This window comes from Gemmobacter megaterium (assembly GCF_900156815.1).
Taxonomy (GTDB): domain Bacteria; phylum Pseudomonadota; class Alphaproteobacteria; order Rhodobacterales; family Rhodobacteraceae; genus Wagnerdoeblera; species Wagnerdoeblera megaterium.
This window is the reverse complement of the sequence record NZ_FTOT01000002.1, coordinates 832,406-842,971: the sequence shown is the minus strand read 5'-3', so window position 1 is coordinate 842,971 and position 10,566 is coordinate 832,406. Positions and strand designations below refer to the sequence as shown.

The 10,566-nt window shown below is 62.2% G+C and carries 22 protein-coding genes; all 22 read left to right on the top strand.

What is annotated here, in order from left to right:
- Positions 1 to 115 precede the first annotated feature (115 nt).
- Complete coding sequence (gene rpsJ, locus BW970_RS08690; RefSeq protein WP_076530096.1) at positions 116 to 424, top strand: 30S ribosomal protein S10; 309 nt, start codon at positions 116 to 118, stop codon at positions 422 to 424.
- 13 nt (positions 425 to 437) lie between these two features.
- Complete coding sequence (rplC, locus tag BW970_RS08685) at positions 438 to 1,157, top strand: 50S ribosomal protein L3 (RefSeq protein ID WP_076530094.1); 720 nt, start codon at positions 438 to 440, stop codon at positions 1,155 to 1,157.
- Positions 1,154 to 1,774 (top strand): 50S ribosomal protein L4, encoded by a 621-nt coding sequence (rplD, locus tag BW970_RS08680; protein WP_076530092.1) that lies wholly within the window; start codon positions 1,154 to 1,156, stop codon positions 1,772 to 1,774. The genes rplC and rplD overlap by 4 nt, the downstream gene beginning before the upstream one ends.
- Positions 1,771 to 2,067 carry a 50S ribosomal protein L23 gene (locus BW970_RS08675; RefSeq protein ID WP_076530090.1) on the top strand — a complete coding sequence of 99 codons (297 nt, stop codon included), beginning with the start codon at positions 1,771 to 1,773 and terminating at the stop codon, positions 2,065 to 2,067. The genes rplD and BW970_RS08675 overlap by 4 nt, the downstream gene beginning before the upstream one ends.
- 150 nt (positions 2,068 to 2,217) lie before the next feature.
- Positions 2,218 to 3,057, top strand: coding sequence for a 50S ribosomal protein L2 (rplB, locus tag BW970_RS08670; protein WP_076530088.1), 840 nt, complete (start codon positions 2,218 to 2,220; stop codon positions 3,055 to 3,057).
- Positions 3,058 to 3,060: 3 nt separating this feature from the next.
- Positions 3,061 to 3,339, top strand: a complete 279-nt coding sequence (rpsS, locus tag BW970_RS08665; protein WP_076530085.1) for a 30S ribosomal protein S19 — start codon at positions 3,061 to 3,063, stop codon at positions 3,337 to 3,339.
- Positions 3,340 to 3,342: 3 nt separating this feature from the next.
- Positions 3,343 to 3,723: a 50S ribosomal protein L22 gene (gene rplV / locus BW970_RS08660; RefSeq protein ID WP_076530083.1), complete on the top strand. Its 381-nt coding sequence runs from the start codon at positions 3,343 to 3,345 to the stop codon at positions 3,721 to 3,723.
- Entirely contained in the window at positions 3,723 to 4,439 is a 717-nt protein-coding gene (gene rpsC, locus BW970_RS08655) for a 30S ribosomal protein S3 (RefSeq protein ID WP_076530079.1), read from the top strand. The genes rplV and rpsC overlap by 1 nt, the downstream gene beginning before the upstream one ends.
- Positions 4,440 to 4,454: 15 nt before the next feature.
- On the top strand, positions 4,455 to 4,868 hold the full coding sequence (gene rplP, locus BW970_RS08650) for a 50S ribosomal protein L16 (RefSeq protein ID WP_076530077.1): 414 nt from the start codon (positions 4,455 to 4,457) through the stop codon (positions 4,866 to 4,868).
- Between the two features lie 248 nt (positions 4,869 to 5,116).
- Positions 5,117 to 5,320 (top strand): 50S ribosomal protein L29, encoded by a 204-nt coding sequence (gene rpmC / locus BW970_RS08645; RefSeq protein WP_076530075.1) that lies wholly within the window; start codon positions 5,117 to 5,119, stop codon positions 5,318 to 5,320.
- A 10-nt stretch (positions 5,321 to 5,330) separates the two neighbouring features.
- A complete protein-coding gene (gene rpsQ, locus BW970_RS08640) occupies positions 5,331 to 5,570 on the top strand; it encodes a 30S ribosomal protein S17 (RefSeq protein ID WP_076530073.1) in 240 nt (79 codons plus the stop codon).
- 73 nt (positions 5,571 to 5,643) lie between these two features.
- Positions 5,644 to 6,012, top strand: a complete 369-nt coding sequence (rplN, locus tag BW970_RS08635; RefSeq protein WP_013066055.1) for a 50S ribosomal protein L14 — start codon at positions 5,644 to 5,646, stop codon at positions 6,010 to 6,012.
- Positions 6,012 to 6,317 carry a 50S ribosomal protein L24 gene (gene rplX, locus BW970_RS08630; RefSeq protein ID WP_076530071.1) on the top strand — a complete coding sequence of 102 codons (306 nt, stop codon included), beginning with the start codon at positions 6,012 to 6,014 and terminating at the stop codon, positions 6,315 to 6,317. Before rplN ends, rplX begins: the two co-directional genes overlap by 1 nt.
- Positions 6,317 to 6,877 carry a 50S ribosomal protein L5 gene (gene rplE / locus BW970_RS08625; RefSeq protein WP_076530069.1) on the top strand — a complete coding sequence of 187 codons (561 nt, stop codon included), beginning with the start codon at positions 6,317 to 6,319 and terminating at the stop codon, positions 6,875 to 6,877. Before rplX ends, rplE begins: the two co-directional genes overlap by 1 nt.
- Positions 6,878 to 6,895: 18 nt before the next feature.
- Positions 6,896 to 7,201, top strand: coding sequence for a 30S ribosomal protein S14 (gene rpsN / locus BW970_RS08620; RefSeq protein ID WP_076530066.1), 306 nt, complete (start codon positions 6,896 to 6,898; stop codon positions 7,199 to 7,201).
- Positions 7,202 to 7,211: 10 nt separating this feature from the next.
- A complete protein-coding gene (gene rpsH, locus BW970_RS08615; RefSeq protein WP_188475536.1) occupies positions 7,212 to 7,610 on the top strand; it encodes a 30S ribosomal protein S8 in 399 nt (132 codons plus the stop codon).
- 10 nt (positions 7,611 to 7,620) lie between these two features.
- On the top strand, positions 7,621 to 8,154 hold the full coding sequence (gene rplF, locus BW970_RS08610) for a 50S ribosomal protein L6 (protein ID WP_076530062.1): 534 nt from the start codon (positions 7,621 to 7,623) through the stop codon (positions 8,152 to 8,154).
- Positions 8,155 to 8,165: 11 nt separating this feature from the next.
- Entirely contained in the window at positions 8,166 to 8,525 is a 360-nt protein-coding gene (gene rplR / locus BW970_RS08605; protein ID WP_076530060.1) for a 50S ribosomal protein L18, read from the top strand.
- A gap of 118 nt (positions 8,526 to 8,643) precedes the next feature.
- Positions 8,644 to 9,207 carry a 30S ribosomal protein S5 gene (gene rpsE, locus BW970_RS08600; protein ID WP_076530058.1) on the top strand — a complete coding sequence of 188 codons (564 nt, stop codon included), beginning with the start codon at positions 8,644 to 8,646 and terminating at the stop codon, positions 9,205 to 9,207.
- A gap of 11 nt (positions 9,208 to 9,218) precedes the next feature.
- On the top strand, positions 9,219 to 9,410 hold the full coding sequence (gene rpmD, locus BW970_RS08595; RefSeq protein ID WP_076530056.1) for a 50S ribosomal protein L30: 192 nt from the start codon (positions 9,219 to 9,221) through the stop codon (positions 9,408 to 9,410).
- A gap of 103 nt (positions 9,411 to 9,513) precedes the next feature.
- Positions 9,514 to 9,852, top strand: a complete 339-nt coding sequence (locus tag BW970_RS08590; protein WP_076530054.1) for a ribonuclease E inhibitor RraB — start codon at positions 9,514 to 9,516, stop codon at positions 9,850 to 9,852.
- A gap of 151 nt (positions 9,853 to 10,003) precedes the next feature.
- Complete coding sequence (gene rplO / locus BW970_RS08585; RefSeq protein ID WP_076530052.1) at positions 10,004 to 10,483, top strand: 50S ribosomal protein L15; 480 nt, start codon at positions 10,004 to 10,006, stop codon at positions 10,481 to 10,483.
- Positions 10,484 to 10,566: the final 83 nt, after the last annotated feature.

Genomic DNA, 10,566 nt, shown 5'->3' with positions numbered 1-10,566 from the left:
CCATCCGTGAAGGCGGCCGCACCGTCGGCGCCGGCGTCGTCGCAAAGATCATCGCTTAATCAGGATCGGAAGGGGGGCGGCTAACCCCGCCTTCCATCCGTCGAAGGGAACTCAGATGTCTGGACAAACCATCCGCATCCGGCTCAAGGCCTTCGATTACCGCGTCCTGGATGCCTCGACGCAGGAAATCGTCAACACGGCCAAGCGGACCGGCGCACAAGTGCGCGGCCCGATTCCGCTGCCGAACCAGATCGAAAAGTTCACGGTTCTCCGTGGGCCGCACATTGACAAGAAGTCGCGCGACCAGTGGGAGATCCGCACCCACAAGCGTCTGCTCGATATCGTGGATCCGACCCCGCAGACGGTGGACGCGCTGATGAAGCTCGACCTTGCCGCCGGCGTGGATGTCGAGATCAAAGTATAAGGGGGGCATCACGATGCGCTCTGGAGTTATCGCAAAGAAGCTGGGCATGACCCGTCTGTTCCTGGATGACGGGAAACAGGTTCCGGTCACGGTTCTGCAACTGGACAATCTGCAAGTGGTCGCGCAGCGCACCGCCGACAAGGATGGCTATACCGCCGTCCAGCTTGGCGCAGGCAATGCCAAGGCCAAACGCACCACCGCGGGTATGCGCGGCCATTTCGCCAAGGCGAACGTGGCACCCAAGCGCAAGCTGGCGGAGTTCCGTGTGTCGTCCGACAACCTGATCGACGTGGGCGCCGAAATCTCGGCGGAACACTATGTCGCAGGTCAGTTCGTCGACATCGCGGGCACCTCGATCGGCAAAGGCTTTGCCGGTGCGATGAAGCGGCACAACTTCGGTGGTCTGCGCGCCTCGCACGGTGTGTCGATCAGCCACCGCTCGCATGGCTCGACCGGCCAGTGCCAGGACCCCGGCAAGGTGTTCAAAGGCAAGAAGATGGCCGGCCACATGGGCGCCGTCCGTGTGACCACGCAGAACCTGCAAGTCGTCAAGACCGACGCCGAGCGGGGCCTGATCCTGGTCAAGGGCGCGGTTCCCGGTTCGCGTGGCGGCTGGGTGACGATCAAGGACGCGGTGAAGAAGCCGGCTCATGCCGACGCTCCGAAACCGGCCGCGGTCCGCACCGCCGCTGCTCCGGCTGCCGAAGTGGCCGCCGAAGGGGGTGAAGCATGAAACTTGACGTGATCAAGCTCGATGGCGGCAAGGCCGGCGAGATCGAGCTGGACGAGGCCCTGTTCGGCCTCGAGCCGCGCGCCGACATCCTGCACCGTGTGGTGCGCTGGCAGCGGGCGAAAGCCCAGGCCGGCACCCACTCGACGCTGGGCAAGTCGGACGTGAGCTATTCGACCAAGAAGATCTATCGCCAGAAGGGCACGGGCGGCGCACGCCACGGCTCTCGCAAGGCGCCGATCTTCCGCAAGGGCGGTGTCTACAAAGGCCCGACCCCCCGGTCGCATGCTCACGACCTGCCCAAGAAGTTCCGTGCGCTGGGTCTGCGGCACGCTCTGTCGGCGAAAGCCAAGGCAGGCGAGCTGGTGGTTCTGGACGCGGCAACGCTGACCGATGCCAAGACCGCGCAGCTGGCCAAGGCGAAGATCGCCCTGGGCTGGAAGCGTGCGCTGATCATCGACGGCGCGGCCATCGACGAGAACTTCGCCAAGGCGGCGCGTAACCTGGAAGGCATCGACGTGCTGCCCGGCATCGGTGCCAACGTTTATGACATCCTGAAACGTGATGTTCTGATCATCACGAAAGCAGGTGTCGAAGCCTTGGAGGCACGCCTGAAATGAGCGCGAAGCCCGAACAGTATGACGTGATTCGCCGTCCGGTGATCACGGAGAAGGCCACGATGGCGTCTGAGAACGGCGCGGTGGTCTTTGAGGTCTCGATGGATTCGACCAAGCCGGAGATCAAGGCCGCGGTCGAGAACGTCTTTGGAGTCAAGGTGAAGGCGGTCAACACCACCATCACCAAAGGCAAGGCCAAACGCTTCCGCGGTCGCCCCGGCGTCCGTTCGGATGTGAAGAAGGCCTATGTGACGCTGGAAGACGGAAACACCATCGACGTCTCTACCGGCCTCTGATAGAAGCCGAACGAATCTCGCGGCCCCGGCTTTCCGGGGCCGCGGATTTTTCCGGCCAACGTGGTTAATGCAGGCCGGAATTCAGATAGGGGATCTACGGAGCCCTGTAACCCGGGTCGAATGACCCGCAGCAGACGGAAGACAGAAACCATGGCACTCAAGTCGTATAAACCGACGACGCCTGGCCAGCGTGGGCTGGTGCTGATCGACCGTTCGGAGCTTTGGAAAGGCCGCCCCGTCAAGGGACTCACCGAGGGTCTCGTGAAGACGGGCGGGCGGAACAATACCGGACGCATCACGATGTGGCACAAGGGCGGCGGGGCCAAGCGGCTCTACCGCATCGTTGACTTCAAACGTCGCAAGTTCGACGTTGCCGCCACCGTAGAGCGGATCGAATACGATCCGAACCGGACGGCCTTCATCGCGCTCATCAAGTATGAAGACGGTGAAGTGAACTACATCATCGCGCCGCAGCGTCTCGCCGTTGGCGACAAGGTGCTGGCCGGTGCAAAGGTCGATGTGAAGCCGGGCAACGCGATGCCGTTCTCGGGTATGCCGATCGGTACGATCGTGCACAACGTCGAGATGAAGCCCGGCAAGGGCGGTCAGATCGCCCGCGCTGCTGGCACCTATGCCCAGTTCGTCGGCCGCGATGGCGGCTACGCGCAGATCCGCCTGTCCTCGGGCGAGCTGCGGATGGTGCGTCAGGAATGCATGGCCACCATCGGCGCCGTGTCGAACCCCGACAACTCGAACCAGAACCTGGGCAAGGCCGGTCGCAAGCGGCATATGGGCGTTCGCCCGACCGTTCGCGGTGTGGCCATGAACCCGATCGACCACCCGCACGGCGGTGGTGAAGGCCGGACTTCGGGCGGCCGTCACCCGGTCACTCCGTGGGGCAAGGGCACCAAGGGCAACCGGACCCGCTCCAACAAGCAGACGGACAAGTACATCGTCCGTTCGCGTCACGCGAAGAAGAAGGGACGCTGATCCATGTCGCGCTCTGTTTGGAAAGGCCCCTTTGTCGACGCTTACGTCCTCAAAAAGGCCGAGAAAGCCCGTGAATCGGGCCGCAGCGAGGTCATCAAGATCTGGTCGCGTCGTTCCACCATTCTGCCGCAGTTCGTCGGGCTCACCTTTGGTGTGTACAACGGCCACAAGCATATTCCGGTCGCTGTGACCGAGGAAATGATCGGCCAGAAGTTCGGTGAATATTCCCCGACCCGGACCTATTATGGTCACGCGGCCGACAAGAAAGCCAAGAGGAAGTAAGCCATGGGTATGGAGAAAAATCCGCGCCGCGTGGCGGACAACGAGGCAATGGCCATCGCGCGTATGCTCAAGACCAGCCCTCAGAAGCTGAACCTTGTCGCGGCGATGATCCGTGGCAAGAAGGTGGACAAGGCCCTGGCCGATCTGACCTTCTCGAAAAAGCGTGTTGCTGGCGAAGTGAAGAAATGCCTTCAGTCCGCCATCGCCAACGCTGAAAACAACCATGGTCTCGACGTTGACGAACTGGTCGTCGTCGAAGCCTGGGTCGGCAAGAACATCACCCTGAAGCGGGGCCGTCCGCGCGCCCGTGGTCGCTTTGGCAAGATCATGAAGCCCTTCGCCGAGATCACGATCAAGGTGCGTCAGAAAGGGGAGACTGCATAATGGGTCAGAAGGTCAACCCGATCGGGATGCGTCTCCAGGTCAACCGTACCTGGGACAGCCGCTGGTATGCCGACTCCAAGGATTACGGCAACCTGCTGCTTGAAGACCTCAAGATGCGCGAGTTCATCCACGAGGAAGTCAAGCAGGCTGGTGTCAGCCGCGTGATCATCGAGCGTCCGCACAAGAAGTGCCGCGTCACCATCCACACCGCCCGTCCCGGCGTCATCATCGGGAAGAAGGGTGCGGACATCGAGACGCTGCGCAAGAAACTTGCGAACTTCACCAAGTCGGAACTGCACCTGAATATCGTCGAAGTCCGCAAGCCGGAAGTCGATGCGCAACTGGTGGCCGAGTCGATCGCACAGCAGATGGAGCGTCGCGTTTCGTTCCGCCGTGCGATGAAGCGTGCCGTGCAGAACGCGATGCGCATGGGCGCCCTGGGTATCCGGGTGAACGTTGCGGGTCGTCTGGGTGGGGCCGAGATCGCGCGTACCGAATGGTACCGCGAAGGTCGTGTGCCGCTGCACACGCTGCGCGCCGACATCGACTATGCGCTGTCCGAAGCAACGACGCCGTATGGCATCATCGGGGTGAAGGTCTGGATCTTCAAAGGCGAGATCATGGAACATGATCCGCAGGCCCGTGACCGTCGCGCTGCCGAAGGCAACGAAGGCCCGTCGCCGCGCGGTCCTCGCCGCGACCGCGACCGCGCCTGAGGGGAGTAAGGAACAATGCTGCAACCTAAACGGACGAAGTTCCGCAAACAGCACAAGGGCCGCATCCATGGCGAAGCCAAGGGCGGTTTCGCCCTGAACTTCGGCTCGTTCGCCCTGAAGGCAACCGAGCCGGAGCGGGTCACCGCGCGCCAGATCGAAGCGGCTCGCCGCGCGATCACCCGTCACATGAAGCGTCAGGGCCGCGTCTGGATTCGCGTGTTCCCGGATGTTCCGGTCTCGTCGAAGCCGACCGAGGTGCGGATGGGTAAAGGTAAGGGCTCGGTGGATTACTGGGCCTGCAAGGTGAAACCCGGCCGGATCATGTTCGAAATCGACGGCGTGTCCGAAGTCATCGCCCGCGAGGCCCTGCGTCTCGGCGCGATGAAACTGCCGGTCACCAGCCGTGTCGTCGCCCGCGAAGACTGGTAAGATCTGACGGGGCACGCCCCGCCGCGAAAGGCCCCCGCCGGACATCCGGCGGGGGCCTTTTCGTTTGCATTTGCGGGGGCATCGGGATTGCCAAGTTTTCCTTGCCCTTTCCCGGCATCCCCCCTATACGGGCGCATCGCACGATTCCCGGCTACGGGAGTCGCGCGTCTGTCATTGATCCACCAGGTTCAAGGTCACCCTGAGCAATCCGCAGGGGCCCTCTGGTGATTGTGAAAAGGAACGAGGCGATGAACGCCAAGGAACTGCGCGAAAAGACGCCGGACCAGCTGCGCGACCAGCTGACCGCTCTGAAGAAGGAAGCGTTCAACCTGCGCTTCCGTCAGGCTACCAACCAGCTTGACAACACCGCACGCATGAACGCTGTCCGCAAGGATGTCGCGCGCATCAAGACCGTGCTGAACGAAATGGCCGCGCAAGCGGCGGCGAACTGAGGAGCCACAGATGCCCCGTCGTATCCTGCAAGGCACCGTGACCTCGGACAAGAACGATCAGACGATCACCGTCCTGGTCGAGCGTCGCTTCAAGCACCCGCTGCTGCAAAAGACCGTGCGCAAGTCGAAGAAATATCGCGCGCATGATCCCGAAAACCAGTTCAAGGCCGGCGATTCGGTCCGCATCGTTGAATGCGCCCCGATTTCCAAGACCAAGCGCTGGCATGTGGTGACCGAGGCCAACGCCTGATCGCCGCAAGGCAATATTCGAAACCCTGGGGCGGTCAGCTGCATGATCGTCCCCAAAGGTCGGGAGACAACCAATGATCCAGATGCAGACCAATCTGGATGTTGCTGACAACTCTGGCGCTCGCCGGGTTCAGTGCATCAAGGTTCTCGGTGGTTCGCACCGCCGCTACGCATCCGTGGGCGACATCATCGTGGTGTCGGTCAAGGAGGCGATTCCGAAGGGTCGCGTGAAGAAGGGTGATGTCCGCAAGGCTGTCGTCGTTCGCACCGCCAAGGAAGTCCGTCGTGAAGATGGCACCGCCATTCGCTTCGACCGTAACGCCGCCGTCATCCTGAACAACCAGGGCGAACCGGTCGGCACCCGTATCTTCGGGCCGGTCGTTCGCGAGCTGCGTGCGAAGAACTTCATGAAGATCATCTCGCTGGCGCCGGAGGTGCTGTAATGGCCGCGAAGCTCCGCAAGGGTGACACGGTCGTCGTGCTCACCGGCAAGGACAAGGGCAAGCAGGGTGAAATCACCCAAGTTATGCCCAAGGACAACAAAGCCGTTGTCGATGGTGTGAATGTGGCCATCCGCCACACCAAGCAAAGCGCAACCAGCCAGGGCGGCCGCATCCCGAAAGCGATGCCGATCGACCTGTCGAACCTGTCCCTCGTGGACAAGAACGGCAAGGCCACCCGCGTCGGCTTCCGCGAGGAAGACGGCAAGAAGGTGCGTTTCGCCAAGTCGACCGGGGAGGCGATCTGATGCTTGACGCTGCAACCTATACCCCGCGCCTCAAGGCCGTCTATGCAGACAGCATCAAGGCTGCCCTCACCGAAGAATTCGGCTACACCAACCCGATGCAACTGCCCAAGCTCGACAAGATCGTGCTGAACATGGGTGTTGGCGAGGCGGTCAAGGACACCAAGAAGGTCAAGCAGGCCGCCGAGGAACTGTCCAGGATCGCCGGCCAGAAAGCTGTCGTGACCCATGCCAAGAAGTCGATCGCCGGCTTCCGCGTTCGGGAAAAGATGCCGCTGGGCTGCAAGGTCACGCTGCGCGGCGACCGCATGTACGAATTCCTGGATCGTCTGATCAACATCGCAATGCCGCGCGTGCGCGACTTCCGTGGTGTGAAGGGCAATTCGTTTGATGGTCGTGGCAACTACGCGATGGGCCTGAAGGAACATATCGTGTTCCCCGAGATCGACTTCGACAAGGTCGACGAGATCCTCGGCATGGACATCATCATCTGCACCACCGCGAAAACCGACGCGGAAGCCAAGGCACTGTTGAAGCATTTCAACATGCCCTTCATGGCCTGATCGCGGGAGGATAGGACAATGGCAAAAGTTTCCATGGTCGAACGCGAGAAAAAGCGCGCACGGTTGGTCAAGCAGTATGCTGCCAAGCGCGCTTCTCTCAAGGAGATCGTCAAGGACGAGTCGAAGCCGATGGAAGAGCGCTTCCGTGCCAGCCTCAAGCTGGCCGAACTGCCGCGCAATTCTTCGGCAACCCGTCTGCACAACCGTTGCGAGCTGACCGGGCGTCCGCACGCCTATTATCGCAAACTGAAACTGTCGCGGATCATGCTGCGGGAACTGGCCTCTTTCGGTCAGATCCCCGGCATGGTGAAGTCGAGCTGGTAAGGAGGAACGCATGTCGATGAACGATCCGCTCGGCGATATGCTGACCCGCATCCGCAATGCGCAGATGCGTGGGAAGTCCACCGTTACGTCGCCCGCTTCGAAGCTGCGCGCCTGGGTGCTGGATGTGCTGGCCTCTGAAGGCTACATCCGCGGCTACGAGCGCGGTACCGATGCAAACGGCCACCCCTCGCTGGAAATCAGCCTGAAGTACTTCGAAGGTACCCCGGTGATCCGCGAGATCAAACGGGTGTCGAAGCCCGGCCGCCGCGTCTATGCTGGCTCGCAAGAGCTGCCGTCGGTGCGCAATGGCCTGGGTGTCGCCATCGTCTCCACGCCCAAGGGCGTGTTGTCGGACGCAAATGCACGCGCAGCCAACGTTGGCGGCGAAGTGCTTTGCACCGTGTTCTGAGGAGGGTGGAATGTCTCGTATTGGGAAGAAACCGGTCGAGCTGCCCAAGGGGGTTTCCGCCTCCCTGTCCGGCCAGACCATCGAAGTGAAGGGGCCGAAAGGCACCCGCAGCTTCACCGCACCCGACGACGTGACCATCGTGATCGAAGGTTCGGAGGTCAAGGTCACTCCGCGCGGGTCGTCCAAGCGCGCACGCTCCATGTGGGGCATGTCGCGGTCGATGGTTGCGAACCTGGTGACCGGCGTTACCTCGGGCTTCAAGAAAGAGCTTGAAATCCAGGGCGTTGGTTATCGTGCGGCCATGCAGGGCAACGTGCTGAAGCTGTCGCTCGGCTACAGCCACGAAGTGAACTTCACCGCTCCGACGGAAGTGACGGTCACCTCGCCCAAGCAGACCGAGATCGTGGTCGAAGGTATCGACCAGCAGGTTGTCGGTCAGGTCGCCGCGAACATCCGCGAATGGCGTCAGCCCGAGCCCTACAAGGGCAAAGGCATCCGCTACAAGGGTGAGTACATCTTCCGCAAGGAAGGCAAGAAGAAGTAAGGGCTGCGAAAATGGCGAACACGAAAAGAGAGCTGTTCATCAAACGCCGCCTGCGCGTTCGGAACAAGCTGCGGAAAACTTCCGATGGGCGTCTGCGTCTGTCGGTGCATCGCTCGAACAAGAACATCAGCGCACAGCTGATCGACGACGTGCGCGGTGTAACCGTTGCTGCCGCATCTACCCTGGAGAAGGATCTGGGGTACTTCGGCAAGAACAACGTCGAGGCGGCCGCGAAGGTCGGCACGACCATCGCAGAGCGGGCGAAAGCGGCAGGCGTCGAAACCTGCTATTTCGACCGGGGCGGCTTCCTGTTCCACGGAAAAGTGAAGGCCCTGGCCGACGCTGCCCGTGAGGGCGGACTGAAGTTCTGATCCATGCGGGTGGCGCCTGGCGCCACCCCGATGATCCGGGAGCCGGCCTTGATGCGCCTGCTCACCAGGATCGGCAAAACAAGGCGTGCTTTGCGCGCCGTCACGGAAGGAATGCCTTATGGCAGAACGTGATAACCGCCGGGAACGTCGCGCAGAGCGTGAGGAAACCCCGGAATTCGCAGATCGTCTGGTTGCGATCAACCGCGTGTCGAAAACCGTGAAGGGCGGCAAGCGCTTTGGCTTTGCGGCACTCGTGGTTGTCGGTGATCAGCGCGGTCGTGTCGGCTTCGGCAAGGGCAAGGCGAAGGAAGTGCCCGAGGCGATCCGCAAGGCGACCGAGCAGGCCAAACGCCAGATGATCCGTGTCGCGCTGCGCGATGGCCGCACGCTGCATCATGACATCGAAGGGCGCCACGGCGCTGGCAAGGTCGTGATGCGGACCGCGGTTCCGGGGACCGGCATCATCGCCGGTGGTCCGATGCGCGCCGTGTTCGAGATGCTGGGTGTTCAGGACGTTGTTGCGAAGTCGCTCGGCTCGCAGAACCCCTACAACATGATCCGCGCGACGATCGACGGTCTGAAGCAGGAATCGTCGCCCCGTTCGGTGGCGGCACGTCGCGGCAAGAAAGTCGCCGACATCCTGAAAAAGCCCGAGGCCGAAGCGGCCCCGGCTGAAGCCTGAGGAGCGGCGCGATGACCAAGAAAACCATCGTTGTACAGCAGGTGGCTTCGGCCGCACGCCGTCCCGCTATTCAGACCGCGACGCTCAAGGGCCTCGGTCTGAACAAGGTCCGCCGCACCCGTGAACTGGAGGATACGCCTTCGGTCCGCGGCATGGTCAACAAGATCTCGCATCTTGTGAAGATCATCGAAGAGCGCGGCTGAGGATCGGGTTTCCCGGTTCTTGACAAAACAAGACGCCCCGGCTGTTTGGCCGGGGCGTTCCCTTTTTGCGGCATCAGCCGCTGGCGACATCAAGGAGCCTGGAATGGACCTGCAAGATCAGAAAGCCGAAACCCAAGCCGTGTTCAGCGAGATGGCAGCCTCTGGTCCGCTGCCCGAGCGGGCCGGGGTGGATTTCCAGTTTGCGCCGGAAGCCGATGATGCGGACTGGGATGCATTGACCGAAGCGGTCGAGGCTCTCGGCCTCGAGGTCGAATGGTACGAAGGCGAAGGCCCCGAGGACCGCTGGGTCGAAGTCACCGTGCCCAACTGCAAGGTCACGGTCGAGGCCATCTGGGCGCATGAGGAGCGTTTGACGCTGCTGGCTGCGGTGCACGGGTTTGCGCCGCAGGGCTGGGGCCTGTTCGTACCGGAGCAGAACTGAGCCCATATGCCGGGCCGGCACAGGCCCGGCTTGCAATCCGTCCGCAGACGGTGTACCCGCGCCGGGTGCCACTGTGGCCAACAGACTCAAGAAATGCCGTGTTTGCCCCATCCGTCGCTGGCGGGGCAGTTCCGGCCAAGGAGATAGCGACATGAAACTGAATGAACTGCGCGACAACGACGGCGCCGCCAAGAAGCAGAAGCGCGTGGCGCGCGGCCCCGGTTCGGGCAAGGGCAAGACCGCAGGCCGCGGTATCAAAGGCCAGAAATCCCGCTCGGGTGTGGCGCTGAACGGCTACGAAGGCGGCCAGATGCCGCTGTACCGCCGCCTGCCCAAGCGCGGCTTTACCAAGCCGAATCGCAAGGAATGGGCCGTGGTGAACCTGGGTCTGATCCAGAAGTTCATCGAGGCTGGCAAGCTGGACGGAAAAGCCGAGATCACCGAAGATGCGATCGTTGCGGCGGGTGTGACCTCGCACAAGCGCGATGGCATCCGCGTTCTGGCCAAGGGCGAGATCGCCACGGCGTTGACGCTGGTTGTGTCGGGCGCGTCGAAATCGGCCGTCGAAGCGATCGAAAAAGCGGGTGGCAAGATCACCCTGACCGCGCAGACCGTCGCAGCGGCGGAATAAGCGGTTGCAGGCGGGGCCAGCCCCGCTTACATCTGCACAAGTTTTCCAGCGCCGCCGACCGGAAAACGGTTCGGCGGCGCAGT